Genomic DNA, 23,854 nt, shown 5'->3' with positions numbered 1-23,854 from the left:
CGCTTGCCCGGGCGGCTGTTCAGGGCTGGGGGAGTGGGGCTGCGGCGGCCACGCGCTCTCGCTCGCCGGCGACGAGCCGGTCCACTGGGTATCCCTTGGCCCTGTGTCTGCCTGGTCGCGCGGAGGTGCCGTCAGTGGCCGGGCCTACAGTCGAGGCATGGAACTTTCCCGCGAGGAACGTGCAAGCTTTCTGGCTGAGTCGCATGTGTCCGCGCTGGGCGTCGCCGCCGGCGACGACCGCGGGCCGTTGATGGTGCCGATTTGGTACGCCTACGAGCCCGGCGGCCTGCCCTGGATCCTCACCGGCGCGGGCTCGCGGAAGATGACGCTGATCAGCGCGGCGCGCCGCTTCAGCCTGCTGGTCCAGCGCACGGAGCCGACGCCCCGGTACGTATCGGTCGAAGGGCCGGTCGCCGAAGTGACCGAGGGGACGAGCGCGCTCCATCGCGAGATGGCCGGCCGCTACCTCTCGGGTGAGGCACTCGACAGATTCGTGGCCATGGCGGAGGTGGAACTCGCCGATCACGTCGTGGTCCGTATGCGGCCGGAACGCTGGCTCACCGCCGATCTCGGCACGGTCGCATAGCCTTCCGGTTCCGACGTGTGCACGAGCGCCCTCCCTTAAGGCCGTGCGGCCGCCGGCGGCGTGTCAGTACATGGACAGCCCGCCGTTGACCGCGGCGGTGGTGCCGGTCATGAAGGCGTTGTCCTCGGCGGCGTAGAAGGCGACCGCCTGGGCGACGTCCGCCGGGCGCGCGAGGCGGCCGAGAGGGGTGGCGGCCACCTGCCCTTCCTTGACCGCCTCGTCCAGTACGTCCGCCGACACGCGGGTGTCCTCCACGGGACCGGGCGCGACGACGTTGACCGTGATGCCCTGCGGCCCCAGTTCCTGGGCGAGGTAGCGGGCGAACTGCTCCAGCGCGGCCTTGGCCGTGCCGAGCGCGATCATGCCCTCCCGGGGCCGGCGGCTGAGGCCGGTGCCGAGGTAGACGATGCGTCCCCAGCCCTGTTCGGTCATGGCGGGCAGGACGGCCTTCGTGACCGTGAACGCGGCGTGCATCTCGGCGTCCAGCTTGCCGCCCAGCTCCTCCCACGTCATCTCCTGGAACGACGTGACCACGTACGGGATGAGCGCGTTGTGCACGAGCACCTCGATGCCGCCCCATGCCGCCCGGACCTGCTCCACCATGCCCTCGACGGCCGCGACCTCGCGCACGTCGGCCTGCACGGCCATGGCCTGGCCGCCTGCTGCCGCGATGTCCGCCACGACGTCTTCGGCCGCCTTGCCGCTGCGGAGGTAGTTGACGACCACGCGCATCCCCCGGGCGGCCAACAGGCGTGCGGTGGCCGCCCCGATCCCGCTGCTGGCGCCCGTCACCAATGCCACCCTGCCGGTTGCTCCAGTCATGGGGCCGGTTCCTCCTCGTCGTCGCGGGTCGTCGGGATGACCGCCCCGGGTTGTCCGCCGCCGATGCCGTGGCGGCTACGGGGTGGCCCGGCAGCTGCGAGGTGAGCAGCCTCCCCGACCGCCCGGCGGGTGTCCGTACCGGAACGGCTTTTGTCGAGCCGTCGCTAGACGGCTGCGTTCAGCGGCTGCTCCACGTACTGACGTAGCATCACATCGTCGCGACCCGCGGTTGGCTGAGCCGCGCCGAGCCGCCTGAGCGCGGTACCCGCCGTGACGGGGCCCGCGCCGTGCCCCGCGCCAAGGAGCCGACGCTGACGCCGCGACCGGTTCACGCGATGAGCAGGCGGAGGCCGAGATCTACGGCGTCGAGGTCGGCGAGGTCGCCGTTGCGCTCGGTCCACCGGCCGGAGCCCAGGTCGTCACTGAGGCTTCGCACCGCCCGCTGCTCGGCCTCCGGTCCGACCCTCGTCCACACCGACATCGCACGGCGCACGTGATCCTCCAGATACGCCCCCGGCCGGCGCCAGTACGCCTCGAACAGGCCGTCCGCGCAGTCCCACGGGATGGGTACCGGCTCAGCCCGGGCGCCGATCGCGTCGGCCATCCCGGCGAGCGAGGGAAAATCCGCGAGGACGGCGGCGAACTCGGGCAGGTAGTCGCGGGTGAGCCAGAACCGGTCCTGCCAACCGGGCTCGTCGGTGTCGAACGTGAGCACCACCACGCGGCGGGCCACGCGCCGCATCTCGCGCAGTCCCGCCATCGGATCCCCCCAGTGGTGAACGGTGGAGACGGCCATCGCGGCGTCGAAGGACCGGTCCCTGAACGGCAGGCTCTCCGCGGCAGCGGCTACGCAAGGCGCCGCGCCGGCGGGCCGCTGCCCCCGCATCACCGCCGATGGCTCCACCGCGGTCACGTCGCGGTCAGCAGGCTCGTAGGAGCCGGTGCCGGCCCCGACGTTCAGCACCGTCCGCGCGTCCCCGAGCGCGTCCCGGATCTGCGCGGCGATCCGCGGGTCGGTACGCCGTGTCGCGGTGTAGGCGCCGCCGATCGCGTCGTACAGCCGTGCGCCGAGCATCTCGAGTTGCTCCTCCGGCGTCACCTTCAGGCCCTTCGCCCGTGCCTCGAGTTCCCTGTCGATGGCCGTCACCATCGCGTCAGCGCGATCACGCCGCTCCAGCAGCAGGCCGCGCAGTCGGCGCAGGTGCGCGACGGCGTCGGTGGACGGGTCGCCGACGAGTTCCGCGACCTCCCGCAGCCCGAAGCCCAACCGCCGGTAGGCCAGCACTTCCCGCAGCCGCTCCACGTCGCCCGCCGAATAGGCCCGGTATCCGGCTGCGGTCCGCCCCGACGGCTGGACGAGGCCGATCTCGTCATAGTGATGCAGCGTGCGGACGCTCACGCCGGCCAAATCGGCGACGCGTCCCACGGTCCAGTGGTCCTCCACGGCACCCGACTATGCAGCCTGACGCCACGTGAGGGTCAAGGGGCCAAGCACGGCGGCGGTCCGAGTAACCCGGCGCGGAGCCGGGAGACGGCTCAGCCCAGCTCGCAACGGCGGCCGCGGCGCCGAGAACACGCCCCGCGCGGACGGCGATCCGGCGGATCGCCGTCCGCGCACGGCTCAGGCGTTGGGATCGAAGGGGATGCCGGAGGGCTTGGAGTTGGCGAGGGTGGAGTTGAAGCGGGCGTCGTTGATCTTGATGGTGGCCGAGCCGAAGTCCGCGTTCATGAGCTTGTCCCGGTAGCCCGCCGGGTAGCCCTCCCAGCCGACGAGGCGGGGGTAGAACCAGCCTCCGGTGGCGTTCTCCGGCGGCTCGTCGTTGGTGTTGGCGAAGCGGAAGCAGTGTGTCGAGGCGCCGTCCTTGTGGTACACGATCTTGGGGTGGGTGCCGTCGAAACGGATCGCGGAGCGGGCGGCGATCTGGTAGCCGGAGTGCTGGGACGCCGAGACGTACTCGACCTGGTTGTTGTGGATCCAGACCACGACGTGCTCCCAGTCGTGGGTGTGGCCGATGGCCGCAGGGCCGAGCGTGGCCTGGTCCTTTTCGAAGTAACTGGCGTAGACGACTGCGCACCAGTCGTTGTTGCACTTCTCGCGCGAGTACGTGTTGGCGTTGGCCAGCTGGGCGTAGTCGTGGCAGTGCCCGTTGACGTCCCCACCCAGCTTCAAGCCGGGATTGAGCGTGCCGTCGGCGCCGATGGCGGCCGTGGCGTAGCAGCCGTCCTTGTCGTAGTCGTAAGCCGGGGAGAAGGACTGCTCCAGGCCGTCGGCGTTCTGGGGCAGCAGCTGCAGGACTGAGGCGTTCGCCTCGGCAGGGAAGGCCAAGACCAGCGTCGCGCCGAGCGCGGTCGCGACGGCGCCGAGACGGAGACGGTTGGGAAGCCGATTACCGGCGGACGTTCCAGCGGGATTCCTTCTCGCTGACCTAAGGCTGCGCACGAGAACTCCTCGACATGAAAGAGGGCAAGGGTTCTGCTTGAGAATCCCCTGCCCGACGACTGACGCTCTGCGCGACGAAGTTCCCGGCGTTCCGGAAGGCCGGAGGCTCATCTCCGGTTGTACCTCCGCCTGTTGACGCGTCGACAATTTATCCGAGGCTGATCCGGTGGCGCAAGAACACATTTCTGGATCGGCATTCCCGACATGTCCCGGCTTCCGGTAAGGAGAAGATGCCGGGAAATTAAATATCGCTGTGTTTTGACCGACCAACCGGGGACGCCACGAGTGCGCCCCGGAAAAATCCGGCCGGCGGCCGTGGCCGTCATGCCGCCGCCGAACGCCCGGCGGATGAACTTCGGTTCCTTGGCGGAGCGGTCTCCGACGCCGTCGCGGTCGTGGTCCGCGCCTACGGCACCGCCGAGAACCCGCCGGCAGCAATGGGGCCGTCAGCAGGTCGTAAAGAACACGTAAAGATTGCCGGGATCCGGCAATGTCACGGCGCTGTGCTTCATGACACCATCGCGATGCCTTCGGGCGATCGGCGTGCTGGGGGGTGGGGGCAGGATGGGGTGGTTTCTCGGTCTCGGCATCGCCGGTCTGGTGGTGCTGGCGCTGGCGCTCGTCTTCGACGGCGTGCTGGATGGGCTCTTCGACGGGCTCGGTGGCCTGGACGGTTTGCTGTCCCTGCCCGTGATCGCGGGATTCGTGTCGATGCTCGGCTTCGCCGGCGCGATCGTCCTGGGCACCACCGGACTCGGAACGGCGTTCGCCGCCGGGGTGGGGGTGGTTGCCGGCGGCGTGGCGGGATGGCTGACGTGGAGGTTCGGTCAGGCCTTGATGCGCGGGGGGACTTCGCCGGCGCCGCGTGGCGACGATCTCATCGGCGGCTCGGGCACGGTGGTCACCGCGATTCCGGCGGACGGCTACGGCGAGGTGCTGACGTTCCTGGCCGGCCAGCCGGTGAAGCTCGCCGCCAGGAGCACGGCCCCGCTGCCGCGGGGCACCAGGGTGTGGGTCGAGGAGGCACTGTCGACCACATCGGTCGCGGTGCGTCCCGTCGATCACTGAACGCCCGAGGCGTCCGTACCACGTCTTCGTCATTGCTGTTCCGATCAAGGGATTCCTGCATGAGCCCTGTACTCACCGCTGTGGTGGGCATCGTCGTACTCGTCGTACTGCTCGCCCTCGTCGTCATCACCCGCTACAAGGTCGCGGGCCCCAGCGAGGCTTTCATCGTCACCGGCCGTCGGGGCAAGAAGTCCACCGACCCGGAGACCGGCCGGGTCTTCACCGACAACAGCGGCCAGAAGGTCGTGGTCGGCGGTGGCGTGTTCGTCGTGCCCTTCGTCCAGCAGAAGTTCACCCTGGACCTGTCCAGCCGGCACATCCCCGTCGCCGTGCGCGGCGCGGTCACGCTGCGAGGGGTGAAGGCCCACCTGGAGGGTGTCGCGATCGTCAAGGTCGGCGGTACCGAGGACTCGATACGGGCGGCGGCCCAGCGCTTCTTGATGCAGCAGGACGGCATCGTCGGCTTCACCCAGGAAGTCCTGTCCGGTGCTCTTCGCTCCATCGTCGGGCGGATGTCCGTGGAGGACATCATCCGCGACCGTGCGGCGTTCGCCGGCCAGGTGGCGGAGGAGGCGGAGGCCAGTCTGTCCGGGCAGGGCCTGGTGCTGGACGCCTTCCAGATCCAGGACATCACCACCGAGGGCTCCTACCTGGAGGACCTGGGTCGCCCGGAGGCCGCCCGCGCCAAGCAGGAGGCGGACATCGCCGAGGCGGTGGCGCGGCAGGCGTCGGAGCAGGCCCGGCTCAAGGCCGAGGAGGAGATCGCGATCGCCCAGCGGACGTTCGCGCTCAAGCAGGCCGAGATCAAGGCCGAGACGGACGAGGCCGCTGCCCGCGCCGCTGCTGCCGGCCCGCTCGCCGAGGCCGCCCGCAGTCAGGAAGTCCTCGCCGAGAAGGAGAAGGTCGCCGCCCGGCAGGCCGCGCTGACCGACCGTGAGCTGGACACCAAGGTCCGCAAGCCCGCCGACGCCGCGCGCTACCAAGCCGAGCAGGAGGCCGAGGCCCGCCGCATCGCCCTGGTCAAGGAGGCAGAGGCGGACGCCCAGCGTTCCCGGCTGACCGGTGAAGGCGAGAAGGCACACCGCGCCGCACTCGCCGATGCCGTACGGATCGAGGGCGAGGCGCAGGCCGCGGCCATCGCGGCGAAGGGGTCGGCGGAGGCGGAGGCCATGCAGAAGAAGGCCGACGCGTTTGCCCAGTACGGCGACGCCGCGGTGCTGCAGATGCTGGTCGAGGTGCTGCCTCAGGTTGTCGCCAAGGCGTCCGAGCCCCTGGCCGCGGTGGACAAGATGACCGTGATCTCTACCGACGGCGCCGGCCAGTTGACCCGTACGGTCGCGGACAACGTGGCGCAGGGCATGGAACTGCTCAGCTCCACCACGGGAGTCGACCTCGCCGAACTGCTCAAGGGCATCACCAAGCGCGGATCCGAGACGCCGGTACACCCTGAGGCGCCCAATGGACGGGTGGAGATCACCGGCTGACGTATGACGGCGAGAGGCTGGGGGTTGCGCAGGCCGGCGCCGGCAAGGCCAGGCTGTGTGCAGGCACAGGCCCCCCGGCGAGACGGTGAAGGGGTGGGTGTGTGGGCGTACGCCTGTGGGTGTGTGGGCGTACGCCACGTTCTGCGACACAGGGGCCCGCGCCGCCCAAAATGACCCGGACGTGGACGACGTGGCGAAGGGCCTCTCGAGTGGGGCCGACCGCATACGCCGGCCCTACGACTGGGAGGCGTCCTGGCGGGTAATGAAGGCGTCGGCGCATCTACTTGGCTGGACCGCATGCTTCAAGAGCTGTCCGGGGCCTTGTGCCCGATGCTGGCAGGAGTGACGGGCTCATGGCTGGGCAGCGTCGCTGTCGGTCCGCCCTGACCTGCGACTGAACCGCCCGCAATCGTCGTGCCGGCCACGCATGAGTCGGCCACACCACGGCCTGGCGCCTCGCGGCGGCTGCCGGCCGAAAGCGCCGGTTGGCCCGTTCCGCCAAAATGATGCACATGCGCACGAAGAGAATCAGCATGCCCAGCACCGGGAGACCGAAGGCGGAACCTCCCAGAGGACCAGCGCGCCGTCGAAAAACGCCCTCGTTCCCGCGAGAAGCGGTATCAGTTCCACGTACGTCCGCTGGTAGGGAGCGCCGGCCGGCCTGAAACGTCTCCATCCCCAGCGGGCAATGCTGATCACCGTTCCCGCCGCGAGGAGGACCATCCCGTAATGGCGAATTATTCGCGCTATGTCCTCCGTGGCCGGGTCCAGCACGCTTCCCCCTCGAGCTCGAGGGATCCCTGTACGTCCCCGGTTGCGGGGAGCTTACAAGCAGAGGGAGGAACGGCTTCAAGGCGGCAGTGGCCCTGATGTGGGTCATCCACGCCATCGTGGCGTAGGCGGAATGGGTGCGGCTCACCTTTGCCGGACGGCCGTTCTCCCGGTGTGTCATCCCCCCAACCGGTCGTCGTTGGGCTCGGCAGTCGCGAGCCCAGCGACGACCGGCTGGGCGCCGGATCAGGCGCTGCGACCCGGCAGGTCGTGGCCGGCCGCGCGGACGCCGGTGAGGCGTCCGAAGGCGTTCTCCAGGGGTGGCGCACCGGGCTGGAGCACCTCCGCTGCGATGCCGAAGAGGCCCGCGAGGACGGCCTCGGTGACCGCGACCGCGGCCACGCTCTCGCGGTTGGAGACGCCTCGTTCGGCGACCCGGTAGGTGCCGTCCGGGGTCACCTCCATGGCCTGGCCCCACAGGGCGCCGGACGTGGTGCGGTGCGCCCGGCGCAGGATGCCGACGGCGAGGTCCGGGCGGCCCAGGCGGCACAGGCCGTACGCGGTCGCGCCGGGCCAGGCGGCGAACGCGCCGGCGGCGCCGTGGTCGGGGCGGTCGGAGAACGGGGCGACGGGGTCGCGCGGGTCCAGGGCGCGCATCCAGTCGCCGTCGAGCAGCCGCCGGGTGACGAACCCGACCATCTCCTCGCGGTGCGCGGGGGTGAGGTCCTCGGTCATGTCGGCGGCGACCAGGACGTCGCCCACCCCGACGGGCGGCTGGGTGACTACCTGGACGCACCGGAGTCTGCGGTCCTGGTCTTCGTGACGGGCGCGAGCGTCTGGCGGCGGCCGGACCGCTGGCCGCCCCCGACCACCGGGACGACGTGGTTCCTCCGCGCCTCCGGCACACTGTCGCCCGAGCCGCCCGGCACGGACGAGCCGCCGGCCTGCTTCGTGCACGACCCCGCCGACCCCGTGCCGGTCCGCGGCGGCACCCTGCTGCTGACCGACGCGTATCCCGCGGGCCCGTTCGACCAGCGCGCCATCGAGGCCCGGCCCGACGTGCTGACCTGGACCGGTCCATTGTTGACCGCCCCCCTGGAGGTCGCCGGCCGGATGACCGCGGTCCTCACCACAACGAGCGACGGCCCCGCAGCCTGGGTGGCCCGGCTGTGCGACGTCCACCCGGACGGCACGTCGATCAACCTCGCCGACGGCGTCGCCCGCGCCGAAGGCTCGGGCGGGACGGACCCCCAGGAGGTCCGCGTCGACCTGTGGTCCGCGGCGCACGTGTTCCGCCCGGGCCACCGGCTCCGCCTCCAGGTGACCGCCTCCGCCCATCCCCGCTGGGAGGCCCCCGACACCCCGGGCCCGCGCCGTATCCACCACGCCGCAGACCGCCCCTCACGGCTGGTGCTGCCGGTGGCGGAGTGAGCCTCACCGATACTGATGGCCGGGCACTCCAACGCGGAGCATGGCCGGCCATGACGGGACGAGCCTGACCGCGGCCGACCCGTCAGGATCGGCCGCGGTCAGGCCTTCGCCCATTGCCCCTTTCGCATGTGACCGGTCCCTGACCGGCAGGTCGCCCAGGACGACGGTCGGCTTCGGGAGCTACTGACGGATGTTGATGGCCTGGACCGCCTCGGACTGTGCGACTGCCGCCGGGGAGGCGACGTTGGCCGACAGCGATTCGTTACGGGCCTTCACGTGCGCAGAGTTGAGCGACTTGTTGGTCAGCCTGAAGGAGCCGAAGGGCTCGCCCCAGCCGCCGTACCCTCCACGGCCGTAGCCGCCACCGCCGTAGCCTCCACGGCCGTAGCCGCCACCGCCGTAGCCTCCACGGCCGTACCCTCCGCGGTCGTAGCCTCCACGGCCGTACCCCCCGCGGCCGTAGTTCCCGCGGTCGTGACCTCCGTGGCCGTAGCCTCCACGGCCGTGGTCTCCGCGGTCATGGCCCCGGCCACCGTAGCCGTTGTCCCAGCCATCCCCCGAACAGGTCGCGGAAGTGGCCAGCGCCGTACCGGCCAGGGGAACCCCCATGGCTGATACCGCCAATGCCACCGTAGCCGCGGCTCGAGCAAGACCTTTCACTGCATTCCTCCCTTGGAGATAGGAATTTCCTGATGCGAGACCGAAGCTAGCCGATGCCCATCCGGAAGTCATTCACGCTTCGCGGTGAAAGTCGGCCAAACGGGCACCACCGAGAAATGGGCGACGGTGCCCAGGAGGCCGCAACCCTGGCGTTTCCCGAGCTCAGGCCCCATGTCGTCCCGCTGTGCGAGATTTCCCGGGTTCCGCGTTGATACACCTTGGAGTGAATCCGGCACGGGCTCTCAACGTCGATGAAGCGTTGCGGGACGGGATAAAATTAATTCATTCAATCGAGCCAAATTTGGCAAAGAACATGCCATTTCGGATTCCCTTGGTGGGGCATTCCGGCGCAACAAATGCGGCCCGAGCAGCGAGGATCGAAAAATTGGACAACTTGAAATCTGGGGCGGTGCCGAATCCAAACTTCCCGGTGTTCGCCGACGGGTGCGGTCTCGGCAGTGCGAGTGGCGGGCGTCACGGCGTCCCGGCTTGACGTTCACACTAATGTCAACCTTTAGCTTCGGTTCAGTAGCTGCAAGCCAACTGAACGGCGCAAGGAGACATCGCCATGCCCAAGGCTCTGACAGGACGGACTGCGCTCGTGACCGGAGGGTCGCGGGGAATCGGTGCGGGGATCGCTCGTGAACTGGCGCGCGAGGGTGCAAACGTCGTCATCACCTACCGGACGTCGCGCGAGCAGGCGGAAGAGGTCGTCGCCGACCTGGCCGCTCTCGGGGCGAAGGCGCTTGCCGTGCAGGCGGACCAGTCCGTTCCCCACGAGGCGTCGACCGCTGTCGAACAGGCTGCCGAGTTCCTGGGCGGCCGGATCGACGTGCTGGTGAACTCCGCCGGAGTAGCCGTCATGGGCACCGTCGACCAGCTGGACCTGGACCTCCTCGAAGGGGTCCAGCAGATGATGGCCACCAATGTGATGGGCACCGTCGTCACCACGCATTCCGCATCGCGCTATCTGCCCGACGGCGGGCGCGTCATCCTGGTGGGAAGCCTCGTCGCCCACCGCGTCCCGGTCCCTGGCGTCGCCGAGTACGCGGCGAGCAAGGCGGCGATCGACCAGCTCGGCCGCGGGTGGGCGCGCGACTTCGGCCCGCGCGGCATCACCGTCAATGTCATACAGCCCGGTGCGACCGACACGGACATGAACCCCGCGGACGGGCCGAACGCCGCCCCGCAGGTGGCCATGACACCGCTGGGGCGCATGGGCACCACCGAGGACATCGCCAAGGCGGTCGTCTTCCTCGCCAGTGAGAACGCTGCGTACATCACAGGCGCCCGGTTGGCCGTCGACGGCGGATACAGCATCTGACTCGGGAGCAGCACCCATGACGCGCGGGGCTCCGGTGTCACGACGACAGTTGACGGGACCGGAGCCCCGCCACTGGTGGCTCCGTCCGTTGCGGCGTCCTCCGGCCCGCCGTCGCCTCGCCGGTGGCTTCAGCCTCGCGCCGCACCGGTAGCGTCGGCCGACAGGTGAGCGCTACGCCGCGTGAGTCCCGCCGCTGTCACTCCGCGACCAAGACCAGGACTCCATCCGTGGTCGTAGGCGTGGCGGCCGTGGCGTCCTCCTGGAAGCGCAGGTATGCCTCGATCGCGCGCTGGTTGCGTTGCAGCACGTCGATGCGCCGTTTGATGCTGCTGAGTTGACGTCGCAGACCGTCCAGGTCCTTTGCGTCCGGGCACTCCCGGGCGTGCGCATCGCCCTCGGCGGACTCGAAACAGGGCAGGACCTCGCGGATCATCTCCGTCGTCAAACCGACTTCGAGGAGTTCGCGGATCTGCAGTACGCGGTCGATGGCCGGCTCGCCGTACGTGCGGTATCCGTTGGGGCTCCGGAACGGCGTCAGGATGCCGACCTCTTCGTAGTAGCGAAGCAGCCGCGGCGCGACACCGGTCTTCGCGGCCAGTTCTCCGATCTTCACATTGCCCTCCCGTTGCCAGGCGTCGCGCGGACGGTGTGCCTCGTCGTCGCGCAGGTGGGCGACCTTGCCGTCTGCTATTGAACCTTCACCCTACTCGGCCACTGGCGTTGATCGAGGCCCGGCGATCCGCGGCACTCATCGGCTCGGGCCCATCCGGTCCTCCCTGTCCGAAGGAATGCAGCAAAGCCACGCGAATTCATTCGTGCACAATATGACGCAAATCGCAGCGTAGGCCACTGGCCGCTGTACCGTGGGAGACCTGCTTGGCAACGCCTGCTCGCGGTCGGTTTGGGAGAGAGCTCGCATGGCAATCCGGTTTGATGTCAATTCGCTGGCTCCCGGTGATCGCGCGGATGCCATCCGTGAACTCTCGCGGTCGGTGAACGGCCGAATAGAGGTGAACCTTCCTTCGGACCCGACGCGCCTGAGGGCAGTTGCGAACATCAACACGCTGGGTGCGGTGGAAGTCTCGGGAATCGACTGGAACGTGGCCGGCCTCCGGCGGGCAACCGCTGCTGTGAAAGAGGACATGGTGCCGCATGTCTTCGTCGTTCTACAGCAAACGGGGGTCACCCGGTTGGGACAGGGAGGCAAGCATGGAGTGATCCGAACGGGCGATCTCACGGTGATCGATAATGCGAAGCCCTATGAGATATTCTTCGGCGGCACCGTGCATGCGGTCGTCGTTCGCGTTCCCATGCACATCCTGGGGCTCCGATCGTCCCTGCTCGGTCAGGTCGCAGGTGCGCGAATCGGCTCGGAGCCCCCGCTCGTAGGTGCCGCGGCAGCGTTCTTCGCTCGGTTGGCCCGTAACCGGGCCGCTGTCGGCGAGGCTGAGGCCGCCTTGCTCGCGCAGCCCTGCGTCGACCTGATCAGGGCGGTGGCCACTACGAGCCTCGGCCGTGCCGACCTGGCCGGAGGGCCTCTGCACAACACACTTCTTCAGCGCGTCAAGGAATACGTCCGTCTCCATCTGGCGGAATCCGACCTGACTGCCGCACGTATCGCCGCCGAGCATCATGTTTCCGTACGTCAGCTCTACCTGACCCTGTCCCGTGCGGGAATCGCACTAGGCGACTGGATAAGGGCTCAGCGCCTCGAAGAGTGCAAGAGGGAACTGGCCTCGCCCGTGCATCGATTCATGACGATCGAGGCGATCGCTCACCGGTGGGGGTTCGTCAGCGCACCCCATTTCAGTCGCGTGTTCAAAGCGGCGTACGGCATGAGCCCCCGCGAGTGGCGATCGGAACAAGCGGCAGACTGAACGGACCAATTCTCCGATGTTGCCAAGGTAAGCGGCAAGCTGGCCGTCGTATTGCCTTGGTGTGCACGGATCCGCCCGCCGACTTGCCTCGCCGTGCAAGGATTCTGGTCCGACGCCTGGTCTCGAGGAGTCGGCCGCCCTGAGCGTCGGCGCCTCGGCCGCATGACGTGCTGCGGACGCCACGCACCCCCGTCGGCGGGCGAACGCTGCGGATGAAGGCGACCGGCGGGCGGCTCACCAGCGCCTGACTCTGGCGGTGCGCCAGCGGGCAACTTACGTCCATCGCTGGATACATCCGGCATTTTGCCCTGGTTGCCCTTCTCGATTGCTTCGTCCTACTGTCCCTGCCGACGACGTCGTTGGCGCCGAGCCTGCGAGCTACGCGACGAGGGGGGGTGCCCCGGGAGGGCCACCTCGCGTGCGCTTTCCTCGGTGGACTCCATACCGGAACCGTGCGGGGGCTTACGGCGCGCGTCACATCCCGGCGCCGGGCACAACTTCCGTGCCTGAGGTGCGCCGTACCGACGAAAGGCACGACATGACCAAGATCGCGATCATTCTCGGCAGTACCCGCCCGGGGCGCAACGGAGCCGCCGTGGCGGACTGGGTTCTCGGTATCGCCAAGCAGCGTTCCGATGCGGAGTTCGAGCTCGTGGACCTGGCGGACCATCCGCTGCCGCTCCTCGACGAGGCGCTGCCCCCGTCGTTCGGGCAGTACCAGAACGACCACACCAAGGCGTGGGCGTCGAGGATCGCCGAGTTCGACGGCTTCGTGTTCATCACCCCGGAGTACAACCACTCCACCACGGGCGCCCTGAAGAACGCGCTCGACTACCTGTACACGGAGTGGAACAACAAGGCCGCGGGCTTTGTGGGCTACGGCTCCGGCGGTGGCACCCGCGCCGTGGAGCACCTCCGCCTCATCGCGAGCGAGCTGCAGATCGCCACGGTGCGTGCGCAGGTCGCGCTGTCCCTCCTGGCCGACTTCGAGAACTACAGCGTCTTCAAGCCGGGCCCGCACCACCAGTCGACCGTGGAGGCCATGCTCGACCAGGTCGTCAGCTGGTCGAAGGCCCTGCAGCCGCTGCGCGCCGACGCCTGATCAGCCGCTGTCCGAGTGCCCCGTCTCCCCGGTCCGCCCTGCTGAAGTATCGGACGGGCGTCGCGCGCTACTCGGCGAGGCGGGGTCCCGGCCGACAGGCCGGTCGCGCCAGGTGCGGACGGCCGGGTCCGAGGTGCCTGCATCAAGGCATTTTAGATGTCATATGTAATGTAAGAATGTTTTCACAAGGGGACCCATGACTTTTGACGTTCCGTTCGCACGGGTCTCGTCCGCGGAGGCGGCCGAACTCGCATCGCTGGTGAGCGGTCCGGTTCTGCTGCCCGGCGACGAGGGTTACGACGCCGAGTGCCAGATCTACAACCTGAACGTCCCTCTGGAGCCCGCGCTCGTGGTCGGTGCCGCCAACGCGGCCGACGTACGGGCGGCGATCCGCTTCGCGGCCCGCCAGGGCCGGCCGGTGACGGTGAAGACCACGGGGCACCAACAGGTCCACCCTGCCCGGGGCGGCGTTCTGATCAGTACCCGGCGTATGAAGGGCATCGTCGTCGACGCCGGCCGCGGACGCGCACGGGTCGAGGCCGGAGTGATCTGGCAGGAGGTGATCGACCGGGCCGCCGACGTCGGCCTGGCCCCGATGAGCGGCTCGGCTCCGCTGGTGGGCGTAGCCGGCTACACCCTCGGGGGTGGACTCAGTCCGGTCTTCGGCCGGAGCCGGGGATACGCGGCGGACCATGTCCGCTCGCTGGAGGTGGTGACTGCCGACGGCGAGCTGCGACAGGTCACGGCGGACAGTGATCCGGAACTCTTCTGGTCCCTGCTCGGAGGAAAGGGCAATTTCGGCGTCGTAACCGCCTTGGAGTTCGACCTGTTCCCGTTGACCCATTTCTACGGCGGCGGTATCTACTTCCCCGGCGAACGACTCTCCGATGTGCTGCACACCTGGCGCACCTGGCAGTCGGACATGCCGGAGGAGATGTCCTCCTCAGTGGCCGTGCAACGACTCCCTCCGCTTCCCGAGTTGCCGGAACCCCTCCGGGGGGCGTTCGTGGTACACGTACGCATCGCCCACCTCGGTCCGGTGCCCGAGGGCGAGCGGTTGATCGCACCCCTGCGCGCGGCCGCCCCGGCGCTCATCGACACGGTGGGGGAGATGCCCTACACCGCCATGGGCGCCATCCACATGGACCCGCCGACGCCGATGCCCTACTACGACCGCACGACGATGTTGCGCGCGTTCCCCGCCGAGGCGGCCGACAAGCTGATCGAACTGCTCGGCCCCGGGTCGGACTCCCCGCTGGTGAGCGTCGAGATCCGCATGCTCGGCGGTGCGCTCGACCGTGAGCCCGCGGTACCCAACGCCGTCTCCAGCCGAGGGCTTCCCTTCGTCCTCTTCGGATTCGGCGTGGGTGCCCCGGACAGGGCCGAGTTCCTGGGCGGCAAGCTCGAGGAGGTGATGAACGCGATGGAGCCCTGGGCGGACAGGCGCAGGATGGTCAACTTCCTCTCCGTCGAAGAGGCCACCGACCCCGAGCGGTTGAGCGAGGTCTACGGCGCCGAGCGCTACCGGCGTCTGACTGCCGCGAAGAAGGCATACGACCCGACCAATGTGTTCCGGGTGAACCACAACATCTTGCCCGGCTGACGAGGAACCAGGGGCCGGGAGCGTCTGCCCGGCCCCCAGCGGTCCCGGCGAACCGTCAAGGGCGCGTGGGAGCAGGGCCCGTGCCGCCTCCTGAGGGGGATGGGGGCATCACACGAGCCCGGCCCGCAGGGCCTGTCCTTCCTCCTCCATGGGTTCGTCGGCCTGGTAGGAGTGCTCGGCCCAGATGGTCTTGCCTTGCGGGTGATGGCGGGTTCCCCAGCGCTGGGTGAGCTGGGCGACGATGAACAGTCCCCGGCCGCTTTCGTCGAAGGTGCGGGCGCGTCGAAGGTGCGGGGATGTGGTGCTGCCGTCGGTGACCTCGCAGGTCAGGCCTGTGGGGCAGCGGATCAGGCGCAGGCGTACCGGTGGCTGGGCGTGACGGATGGCGTTGGTGACCAGCTCGCTGGCGATGAGGACAGTGGTGGGGGTGGCACCGTCCAAGCCCCATGTCCTCATCTTGGCCGTGACATGTTTTCGTGCGGCAGAGACGGCCGCCGGGTCGGCGGGGAGGTTCCAGGTCGCCACGGTGGTGCCGTCGAGCGTGCGGGTACGGGCGGCGAGCACGCGCGACTGGCGTGGCGCTCCCGCTGCCACAAGGGCTTCCAGAGCAGTACGGCAGGTGTCCGTGAGCGAGGACTCCGGCTCGACGATGCGTTCGGGCACCTTGAGCCCATCGGTCTTCGTCTCGGAATCGGGTGGCGCGACGGAGTGCGTGTGCAGCAGGAGCACGCTGCCTTTCCTGAGCCGGATTTCGGCGGTCCCGACCTTCGCTCGCGTGCGACCGAGCGGTACTCCAGCAGGAAGGTCGACGGCAGTGATCACACCATCGGGGGCGATGACGGAGGGCGCAGGATGCCCGGCGCAAGCGAGGGCGCACTCTGCGGTGACGGGGTCGTAGACGGCGTAGAGGCAGCTCGCCGTAACGTCACGGGCACTCTCGTCCGGCCGCAACCGACGTATGACGTCGTGGAGGTGGGTGAGCACCTCGTCCGGTTGCACGTCGATGTCCGCCAGCGTCCGCACCGCGGCGCGAAGTTCGGGGACCAGGGTGGGGGCTGGGTCTCCGTCCTCGGCCACGCTGCCGGCGACCAGCGCCACCCGGGCTCCGGACAGTGGGATCGCGTCCAGCCAATGAGCCTGCGGCGGCCTTCTGTCATCAGCCCGACAGTATGCGAGCTCCACGGCGGCGGGTTGCGGCAAGCGCCCGGGCGGCAGTCCACCCGCCGGCAGGGAGGCGCATGGGCCGCCGTTGGCCTGACGTGGTGCGGAGACGACGCGGCCCGTCTCCTCACCGCTTCCGGGGCGTACAGCGAAGACGCACCCGGCTTTCTGGCGGAGCCGGACTCGGCAGATGAACAGGCTCATGCCCAGAGACAGGACGGCTGCGGAGATGACGACCGTCCGGCCTCCGTCCGACACGCCTGGAATCGCGAAACCGTAGATGGCCACACTGGTCGCCAGCGTGGAAGCTCCGACGATCAAGGTGTGCCTGATGGGTAGCAGAGCTGCCGCCATCAGCGGTGCCAGGACCGAGTAGTCCGACCAGCGGACCGAGCCCACTGCAGAGGCATCCAGTTGCAGTGCGCAGGTCGCAGCGAGATAGACGGCGAGCAGTGCGCTCGGGTGCCGGAGCGGGAGGAGTCTGGGTGTGGCCATCCTCGTCACCGTCCCTTCTGATGTGGTGCGCAGTGCCTGCGAGACGGTGCGCATGTTTGTGGCGCAAGGGTCGGGGTCTTTGCGCGACGTGCGGGTTCTCGGGCTGTGGACGTTCACGGTGGCGTTTGTCCGGTCTGGACGGGGTGCGCTGGATGATGGACAGCGACAAGGGCCAGGTCGTCCTGGAGGTTCCTGCCCGCGTGTCGGTCCACATCGAGGCTGACGTGCTGTACGAGGCGGCTGGGGCAATCCCACGTCCATGTATCGGCGCGGTCGAGGACGGGGAAGAACTCGCCGGCGGAGTCGCGGGCCTCGGCCAGGCCGTCGGTGTAGAGAAGCAGGGTGTCTCCGGGGCCGAAGGCGACGGTGTCGAGGCAGAAGGCGTTGGGCGTGTCTGCTGCAAGCCCCAGCGGCGGGGCGGGCCGGGTGACGGGAAGCAGGGTGACCTGGTTGCCCTGGCGCAGCAGGGGTGGTGGGTGCCCGCAGCTGACCACTCTGGCGACTTCTTCGTCGTCGGGGAGTTCGATCAGCAGCGCGGTGATGAACCGCTCGTTGCTGTCGGGGGCGATACGGGTCAGCTCGCCCAGGTGCCTGCGGACGCTGCGTTCCAGGGAGGCCGCAAGTTCCGGGAGTGTGCGGTGCTGCTGGGCTGCCTCACGGAAAGCTCCCAGGACGGCGGAGGCGTCGTCGATGGCCGGGAGGCCCTTTCCGCGGACGTCTCCGATGAGGACGCGTGTGGTGCGGTCGGTGCGGGCGGCGGCGTACAGATCACCGCCCACCAGCGCGTGTGCCGCTGCCGCGCGGTACATCGAGGCGACGTGGAAGGGGCCCAGCTCCGGGGGGATCGGCCGTAGCAGCACTCGTTGGGCTGCTTCGGAGACAGCCCGTACCTCGGCCAGTTCCCGCAAGTCGCGGTCATGCAGGGCCCGGGAGACGATGACGAACGCGGAGACTATGAGAACTGCTCCGATGTGAATGGGCAGCAGTGGTGAGTGGAGCAGGCCGTCGTGACGGTCCACGAGGAGCACTGCCGCGGCCGCCATGAGCGCGATGACGGCCGTGAAGCGTGTTCGTGCGAACGTTCCCGTGCACGTGGGGGCCGCCACGAGCAATGGGGACAGGTGAACCGCAAGGGGGGCGAATGACGCACCCGAGGTGATGGCCGCGATCAGTAGGAGCGGAGGCACTGCGTGGCCGCGCATGCCCAAGGGCCCGGTGCCGCGGCCATGGGCTTTCGGCCGTTGGGGGACTTCGGCGCCGGATGCTGGGAGTGAGCGGGCCCCGTCATCGGCCGCGCGCTTGGTGACGGGAATGCGCGGGGCGAGGTGCATCACGGGCTTTCGTGCCATTTCGCTTTTCCGTATGGTGGAAGTGGTTTACCGATATGCGATTCAACTGTGCGACGTGCGGTTCGGCACGTCAAGCGAGCCGTTTCCCTCTCGTCCGGCCGGCACGGCAGGCGCCGCGTGGCACCCTTCGCGCTTCACTGCGGGGAGTTTGAAAGGCACTTGGGCGACGCCAGGGTCTGCTGAGGTTTGGGTGACGGGTTGGGTCGCGTGGCCTTGAGGGCCGGTGTGGTCATTGCGGTCCGTCTCGTATGAGGGCGGTGGGTGCCGGTCGGCAGGCGGCTATGGCGGTCGATAGACAGCAGGCATAATCTTAGAGTCGGGGTGTCGGCCCGCTGGTCGTCGTAACAGCCCGCGGCGGGGCAGATGACCAGTCCGTATTACGGAGGGTGGTAGATGAGTCGCGTATCGCAAGCGGAAGCGAAGGTCAACCGGGAGCGAACGGTGGCCGCGGCTTCTCGGCTGTTCCGTGAGGACGGTGTCGCCAAGGTCGGCATCGCGGATGTGATGAAGGCGATCGGACTCACTCAAGGCGGCTTCTACAAGCAGTTCGCCTCCAAGGCCGCGCTCGTCGACGAGGCGACCGCCAAGGCGTTCGCCGACAACCTGCAAGACCTCGTGACTCTGGACCACGAGGCTGGGGGGCATCAGGCGGCGTGGCAGTCGCTGCTCGAGTCCTACTTCTCCGTCGAGCATCGCGACAACCCCGGCACTGGTTGTCCCGCAGCCGGCTTCGCGGGCGACATCGCGCGTGAGCCCGGGCACAGGGAGACCTACGCCAGGGGCGTCGAGGAACTCGCGGGGTGGATCGCGCCTGGTGACGCCGGCCTGGCCGCCTATGCCACGCTCGTCGGCGGCCTCCTTCTTGCCCGTGCCACCGCAGGCACGCCTTTGTCGGAGCAGATCCTGCAGGCGGCACATGCAGCGGTGGCCAGGGCCGCCGACAGTGGTGAGCCGGCAACCGGCTGACGTGCACGCCACCCCAGTGTCCTGAACCGCTTGACGCCCCGCAGCGCCGACGCCGCGGTACGGCGTCCTGAACTCGTGGCCTGTCCCGCCGCCCCTGTCCCGGCGGGCCCGCGCTTGGCCGTCATCGCGACCGGTGGCGAGTGAATCACCGCCTCCCCGGCTGTTCCTGGCCGTGACGTGGTTCCGTTGCCGCCGGTCTGGCGGCCCGGCGGCCGGCAGTGCGTGAAGCCCAGTGGACGGCTGACGTGGTGACATCGCCGGGAACGGCCGCCGTTGGACCGAGCACCTTGGTGCTCGGGACGTCGGCACCGGCCCCCGCGCGCCCTGGCGTCACTCATGGGCGACAGGCGGTACCCGGGCTTCGCCTGCAACTCCGGTCCTGACGGCCTTCGACTGCGAGACCCGGCCCTACGGGGCGTGGTGGCAGTTCGTTGACCGGGTTCCACCGCGCCAGGTCGGGAAGCGGAAGGAGCCCTTCGCCGAGGTGCTGCACGGCGAACAGCCGGCCGTCATGTCGGCTCCCACCCCAAGGCGCAGGGGGCGAAGGGGCGGCGGGCCGGGGGCGGTTGGCCCCCGGCCCTGGCGAAGAGCGTGCTTGCCCCGGATGTCAGCCGGCGTAGCGTCCGGCGGGGCGCGTGAGGGACAGACCCGGGATGAGTTCCTGGCGGGCGTTCTCGTACTCCTCCCACCTGGCGTACTCCGGCAGCGAGGGGATCGTGACCAGCTCGCCGGCGTCGAGGCCGGCGAGCGCGGCCCGCGCGGCATCGCGGGGTGCCATGACGGCCTCCTTGGGCAACTGGTCCAGTTCGATGCCCGAGCCGTCCCAGATCGCCGTCTCCAGCGCTCCCGGCACCACCACCTGCACCCGGACACCGGAACCGGCGAACTCCTGTGCCAGAGCCTGGCTGAACGCGATCACATATGCCTTGGTCCCGCTGTACGCCGCACCCACCGGCAGGATGTTGAGGGCGAGGGCGGACGACACATTGACGATCGTGCCCGAGCCCCGGCTGGAGAACGCCCGCGCGGCGGCAGCCGCAAGCCTGGTGGCGGAGGTCAGGTTGAGCGTGATCAGCCACTCCAACCGGTCCGGGTCCGCCGCGGACAGGGGGCCGAACAGGGCGCTGCCGGCGTTGTTCACCAGCATGTCGATCGAGAGGTCGGCCGCCAGGCGGTCCTCGACGCTCCGCATGCCCTTCGGCGTGGCCAGGTCGGCGCTCAGCGCCGAAACCCCGATGCCGAAACGCTCCGCAAGGTTCGCCGCGGAAGACTCCAACCGCGCCTCGTCACGGGCGACGAGGAGCAGGTTGTGCCCCCGCGCCGCCAACTCCTCGGCGTAGGCGGCACCCAGACCGGCGGTAGCGCCGGTAACGAGCGCTGTCCCGGGCTTCTGTGTGGACATGGTCGTCCTCATTTCGTCAGTAGATGTCACGCATTAGATGGTGAGCTTAATCTAAAGTGCCCGCGGTCGTCCGGAATCCGGCCGTCCGTACCTGTCGGTCGGTGAGGGCCTCTACCGCGTCGCCGACGCCGCCGAGCGGAAGGGTGCCGGATGCCGGACCGTGCCGGGCGCCCTCCAAGCCCGGCCGGGCGGGCCCCGCAGGAAGCCCGGCAGCCTCGCCGCGGGCTTTCGTGACGGTCCGTCGGTTCTTCCGGCGGGCCGCCTCAGCTTCGCGTGCGGGTGGTGGGCAGGCGGCGGGCCCGGGCCCATCCCATAGATCATTAGTGACATCTATCACGTGGACGTTGCGCAGTGAGGGCCTGGATGATGGGCCCGTACATCATGCCCAACGCATCACCTGCCCTATGAGGTTCGGATGACCCTGCCGTCGCTGTTGCTCGTGCCCGGAGCGTGGCACAAGCCCGAGCATCTGCAACTCCTCGTCGATGCCCTGCCCGGCATCGATGTCCGCACCGTGGCCCTCACCTCGTGTGGCAACGATCCCAAGGCGCTGGGCGACATGTACTCCGACGCGGCAGCCATCAGGGCCGCGGTCGAGGCGATCGGCGGACCCGTGGTCGTCGTCGCGCACTCCTACGGCGGCGTCCCCACCACCCAGGCGCTCGCCGATGCGCCCAACGTCAAGAGCATCGTCTACCTCGCCGCGTTCCAGCTCGACGCCGGGGACTCCCTGCTGTCGAGCGCTGGCGGCGACCCGGCACTCTGGTGGGAGTTCCACCGGCAGGAGGGTGTCGGCGACTTCCTGACCGTCGCGAACCCGGTCGACGTGTTCTACGGCGACGTGGACAGGGGCGTTGCCGAGAAGGCGACGGCGGCCCTGGGTTACCAGTCCTACGTCGCGACCACCCAGAAGCTGACCGCGGTCGCCTGGCAGACGATTCCGAGCACTTACATCATCTGCGAAGCAGACGGCGCCATCCCGCCCTTCGTCCAGGAACTCTTCGCGAAGCGCGCCGACAGGACTCTGCGGCTGAACAGTTCGCACTCGCCCTTCCTGTCGCAGCCCTCCGCGCTCGCCGAGCTCATCAGGCACGAACTCGGCCTGCACTGAGCCGACCGCCCTTGCCGCCCGCCAGTCGCGTCCGCTGCGGCCGGCGGGCCCCAACCGCTTCCCCACGGCTCCGCGCATTGCCGCACGCCGGGCAAGCAGGAGATGCGATCTCGTGACCTGGTTCCTTACGGACAAGCCCGAAGTGTTTCGCTCCGAGGCGGGGGCATTCCTCGCCGCACGTCCCGACCGGCACACCATGCTGCTGTCCGGACTCGACACGATCGAGCAACTGCGCTCCGGGGGCAAACCCCCGCCCACGGTGCTGGGCTGGTGGCGGGAACCGGATGAAGCAGCGACGACGGCCGCGTTCGTGTGGATGCCACCGCACATGCTGACCGCGAGCCGCCTCTCCCAGAGCGCGGCAACGCACCTGGCCGGACTCCTGTCCACCCAAGCCCAGCCGTTTGCACAGCTCCTGGCCGACGACTCATCGGTCCGTGCCTTCTCCGCAGCGTGGCAGACGACCACCGGCTCCGCGCCCAAGAGCGGACCGCATCTTCGCCTCTATCGCCTTGACCGGCTTGTGCGCCCTGGAGTCGCACCGCCGGGGGCACCGCGGACGGCGACCGACGGTGACCGGGCTCTGCTCCGCGAGTGGTGCACCCGTTTCGTCGCGGAAGCCGGCTCGCTCGGAGCGGATCTCGACGCATTCATCGACGAGCGGACGAGCAGGGGCGGCTGGCGGTTGTGGACGGTCGGGGACGAACCAGTTGCCATGGCCGCCATGACGTCGGTGGTGGCCGGAACGGCTCGCCTCACCCCCGTCTACACCCCGCCCGAACAGCGCGGCCGGGGCTACGGCTCCGCCGTCACCGCAGCCGTTTCCCAAGCAGCACGCGACGCCGGTGCGGAACACGTACTTCTCTTCACCGACCTCGCCAACCCGACGAGCAACAGCGTCTACCAGCGCATCGGATACCGGCCCGTCTCGGACTACCGAATCGTGGTGCCCTGACACGCAAGATCAATGAATGACCGTGCCGGACAGGCAGGTTGCGCACCGCTCCGCCGGAGCCTGCGAGGCGTTGGCAGTCACGAATCACTCGACGCAGCCGCCGGCACCGTCGACGGCCACCGGCAACGCCCGGCGCGGAGACAACGACCCCACGGCTGGATCACACGGTCGGCAAGGCATCGCTGTGAAGCCAGCCGGACAAGCCACGGGATACCCTCGGGCCGCTCAGGTCCGAGGCTTTCGGACAGAGGTAACACCCATGACGGACGTATCAAGCAGCGCTGATGAACCGCTCACGGCGGGCGCATCCCCGGGCAGCGTCCCGCGAGAGCTGTGGCACCCCGGGGGCATGGCCCGCGTGACCGCCAACTTCCGGCAATACCTGACCGGATGGGGCATGGTGGACCGCGCTGACGGTGATCTCGAGTACTTCCGCAGCGGGCTGGCTCAACCACAGTTCAACGGAGTGGTCCGTGTCCGCTCCCTGGATGCGGTGGAGCAGTCCACCGCCATCGCGCGGGACCGGCTCGCGGGAGTGCCCTGGTGGTGGTGGGTCGGCCCGGACAGCCCCGCAGGCACGTCGTCCGCCCTCGCCGAGCGTGGGGCGAAGGAGTTCACAACGATCCCCGTGATGGTCAGACCGCTCGACCAGGCGGTCGATCCGATGGAGCCACCGGCCGGCCTGCGGATCGAGGAGGTGACCGATCACGGTCAGCTGCCGGAACTGGTTCGCACCTACAGCGCTTCCATGGGCGTCGCACCGAGCCTCGAACCCGACATCGTGCGGATCGAGTCGCAGCGCCGGGACAACGCGGACATCGTCCGCCTGGCGGCGGTTCTCGACGACCGTGTCGTCGGGACGACCGTGGTGATCGCAGCCCACGACGTGGCCGGGATCTTCCTCGTCCACGTCGCGGACACGCACCGCCGACACGGCATCGGCACAGCTTTGACGGCGGCGGCGCTCCGCGTGGGCCGAGATCGCGGTATGGGGCTGGCCGCACTCGGCGCGAGCCCGGCCGGCGAGCCGCTGTACCGGCGATTCGGTTTCGTCGAGGTTTCGCAGTACCGCCTCTTCACGTTCCCCGCCTAGGCCGTGTCGTCAAAGTCCCGCCTGCCCAGCGGCGTCTGGCACGGCACCTCGCTGCGTTGTCGAATCGTCCGAGTAGCCCACTACGAGGACGGCTCTCCGCATTGCGATGCACCGCACCAGACGCCGCTGGGCCCGCCCTCCGGGCGGCCGGCGC

General features: G+C 69.2%; 21 protein-coding genes. 12 read left to right on the top strand and 9 right to left on the bottom strand.

All coding sequences use genetic code 11. From position 1 onward, the window contains the following. Positions 1–157 precede the first annotated feature (157 nt). A complete protein-coding gene (locus tag AC1VWI_RS07380; protein WP_499510130.1) occupies positions 158–586 on the top strand; it encodes a pyridoxamine 5'-phosphate oxidase family protein in 429 nt (142 codons plus the stop codon). A 63-nt stretch (positions 587–649) separates the two neighbouring features. Here AC1VWI_RS07380 and AC1VWI_RS07375 read toward each other — a convergent pair whose 3' ends face one another. From AC1VWI_RS07375 to AC1VWI_RS07365, 3 genes are all read right to left on the bottom strand, one after another. Beyond that, entirely contained in the window at positions 650–1,408 is a 759-nt protein-coding gene (locus AC1VWI_RS07375) for an SDR family NAD(P)-dependent oxidoreductase (RefSeq protein ID WP_499510129.1), read from the bottom strand. Positions 1,409–1,736: 328 nt separating this feature from the next. Beyond that, on the bottom strand, positions 1,737–2,834 hold the full coding sequence (locus AC1VWI_RS07370; RefSeq protein WP_499516740.1) for a MerR family transcriptional regulator: 1,098 nt from the start codon (positions 2,832–2,834) through the stop codon (positions 1,737–1,739). A 195-nt stretch (positions 2,835–3,029) separates the two neighbouring features. Next, positions 3,030–3,734 carry an NPP1 family protein gene (locus AC1VWI_RS07365; RefSeq protein ID WP_499510128.1) on the bottom strand — a complete coding sequence of 235 codons (705 nt, stop codon included), beginning with the start codon at positions 3,732–3,734 and terminating at the stop codon, positions 3,030–3,032. 678 nt (positions 3,735–4,412) lie between these two features. Between AC1VWI_RS07365 and AC1VWI_RS07360 the strand changes: the two genes are divergently transcribed. Beyond that, on the top strand, positions 4,413–4,916 hold the full coding sequence (locus AC1VWI_RS07360; RefSeq protein WP_499516739.1) for an NfeD C-terminal domain-containing protein: 504 nt from the start codon (positions 4,413–4,415) through the stop codon (positions 4,914–4,916). A gap of 59 nt (positions 4,917–4,975) precedes the next feature. Then, complete coding sequence (locus tag AC1VWI_RS07355) at positions 4,976–6,400, top strand: flotillin family protein (protein WP_499510127.1); 1,425 nt, start codon at positions 4,976–4,978, stop codon at positions 6,398–6,400. Positions 6,401–7,417: 1,017 nt separating this feature from the next. Here the strand turns inward: AC1VWI_RS07355 and AC1VWI_RS07350 are convergent. Then, positions 7,418–7,906 (bottom strand): hypothetical protein, encoded by a 489-nt coding sequence (locus AC1VWI_RS07350; RefSeq protein WP_499510126.1) that lies wholly within the window; start codon positions 7,904–7,906, stop codon positions 7,418–7,420. Between AC1VWI_RS07350 and AC1VWI_RS07345 the strand changes: the two genes are divergently transcribed. Further along, a complete protein-coding gene (locus tag AC1VWI_RS07345; RefSeq protein WP_499510125.1) occupies positions 7,880–8,602 on the top strand; it encodes a CocE/NonD family hydrolase in 723 nt (240 codons plus the stop codon). The genes AC1VWI_RS07350 and AC1VWI_RS07345 overlap by 27 nt on opposite strands. 180 nt (positions 8,603–8,782) lie before the next feature. Here the strand turns inward: AC1VWI_RS07345 and AC1VWI_RS07340 are convergent, their stop codons facing one another. Next, positions 8,783–9,211, bottom strand: coding sequence for a hypothetical protein (locus AC1VWI_RS07340; RefSeq protein WP_499510124.1), 429 nt, complete (start codon positions 9,209–9,211; stop codon positions 8,783–8,785). A 619-nt stretch (positions 9,212–9,830) separates the two neighbouring features. On the opposite strand from AC1VWI_RS07340, the gene AC1VWI_RS07335 reads away from it, so the two are divergent. After that, entirely contained in the window at positions 9,831–10,586 is a 756-nt protein-coding gene (locus AC1VWI_RS07335) for an SDR family NAD(P)-dependent oxidoreductase (protein ID WP_499510123.1), read from the top strand. A 196-nt stretch (positions 10,587–10,782) separates the two neighbouring features. Here AC1VWI_RS07335 and AC1VWI_RS07330 read toward each other — a convergent pair whose 3' ends face one another. After that, positions 10,783–11,199, bottom strand: coding sequence for a MerR family transcriptional regulator (locus tag AC1VWI_RS07330; protein ID WP_499510122.1), 417 nt, complete (start codon positions 11,197–11,199; stop codon positions 10,783–10,785). Between the two features lie 304 nt (positions 11,200–11,503). On the opposite strand from AC1VWI_RS07330, the gene AC1VWI_RS07325 reads away from it, so the two are divergent. From AC1VWI_RS07325 to AC1VWI_RS07315, 3 genes are all read left to right on the top strand, one after another. Beyond that, a complete protein-coding gene (locus tag AC1VWI_RS07325) occupies positions 11,504–12,463 on the top strand; it encodes a helix-turn-helix domain-containing protein (protein ID WP_499510121.1) in 960 nt (319 codons plus the stop codon). A 538-nt stretch (positions 12,464–13,001) separates the two neighbouring features. Next, a complete protein-coding gene (locus AC1VWI_RS07320; RefSeq protein ID WP_499510120.1) occupies positions 13,002–13,565 on the top strand; it encodes an NADPH-dependent FMN reductase in 564 nt (187 codons plus the stop codon). 196 nt (positions 13,566–13,761) lie between these two features. Continuing rightward, positions 13,762–15,168, top strand: coding sequence for an FAD-binding oxidoreductase (locus tag AC1VWI_RS07315; protein WP_499510119.1), 1,407 nt, complete (start codon positions 13,762–13,764; stop codon positions 15,166–15,168). Between the two features lie 108 nt (positions 15,169–15,276). Here the strand turns inward: AC1VWI_RS07315 and AC1VWI_RS07310 are convergent, their stop codons facing one another. Together AC1VWI_RS07310 and AC1VWI_RS07305 are read right to left on the bottom strand one after the other, a co-directional pair. Then, positions 15,277–16,878, bottom strand: coding sequence for a SpoIIE family protein phosphatase (locus AC1VWI_RS07310; protein ID WP_499510118.1), 1,602 nt, complete (start codon positions 16,876–16,878; stop codon positions 15,277–15,279). A 59-nt stretch (positions 16,879–16,937) separates the two neighbouring features. Beyond that, positions 16,938–17,867, bottom strand: coding sequence for a PP2C family protein-serine/threonine phosphatase (locus tag AC1VWI_RS07305; RefSeq protein WP_499510117.1), 930 nt, complete (start codon positions 17,865–17,867; stop codon positions 16,938–16,940). A 699-nt stretch (positions 17,868–18,566) separates the two neighbouring features. On the opposite strand from AC1VWI_RS07305, the gene AC1VWI_RS07300 reads away from it, so the two are divergent. Beyond that, positions 18,567–19,139 carry a TetR/AcrR family transcriptional regulator gene (locus AC1VWI_RS07300; protein ID WP_499510116.1) on the top strand — a complete coding sequence of 191 codons (573 nt, stop codon included), beginning with the start codon at positions 18,567–18,569 and terminating at the stop codon, positions 19,137–19,139. A 607-nt stretch (positions 19,140–19,746) separates the two neighbouring features. Here the strand turns inward: AC1VWI_RS07300 and AC1VWI_RS07295 are convergent. After that, entirely contained in the window at positions 19,747–20,541 is a 795-nt protein-coding gene (locus tag AC1VWI_RS07295; protein WP_499510115.1) for an SDR family NAD(P)-dependent oxidoreductase, read from the bottom strand. A gap of 415 nt (positions 20,542–20,956) precedes the next feature. On the opposite strand from AC1VWI_RS07295, the gene AC1VWI_RS07290 reads away from it, so the two are divergent. The 3 genes from AC1VWI_RS07290 (at position 20,957) to AC1VWI_RS07280 (ending at position 23,700) form a co-directional block, all read left to right on the top strand. Further along, positions 20,957–21,652 carry an alpha/beta hydrolase gene (locus AC1VWI_RS07290; RefSeq protein WP_499510114.1) on the top strand — a complete coding sequence of 232 codons (696 nt, stop codon included), beginning with the start codon at positions 20,957–20,959 and terminating at the stop codon, positions 21,650–21,652. A gap of 196 nt (positions 21,653–21,848) precedes the next feature. Continuing rightward, on the top strand, positions 21,849–22,607 hold the full coding sequence (locus tag AC1VWI_RS07285; protein ID WP_499510113.1) for a GNAT family N-acetyltransferase: 759 nt from the start codon (positions 21,849–21,851) through the stop codon (positions 22,605–22,607). A 349-nt stretch (positions 22,608–22,956) separates the two neighbouring features. Then, positions 22,957–23,700 (top strand): GNAT family N-acetyltransferase, encoded by a 744-nt coding sequence (locus tag AC1VWI_RS07280; RefSeq protein ID WP_499510112.1) that lies wholly within the window; start codon positions 22,957–22,959, stop codon positions 23,698–23,700. Positions 23,701–23,854: the final 154 nt, after the last annotated feature.

The organism is Streptomyces sp. TOM-9, from assembly GCF_056858595.1.
This window is presented reverse-complemented; position numbering and strand designations above follow the sequence as displayed.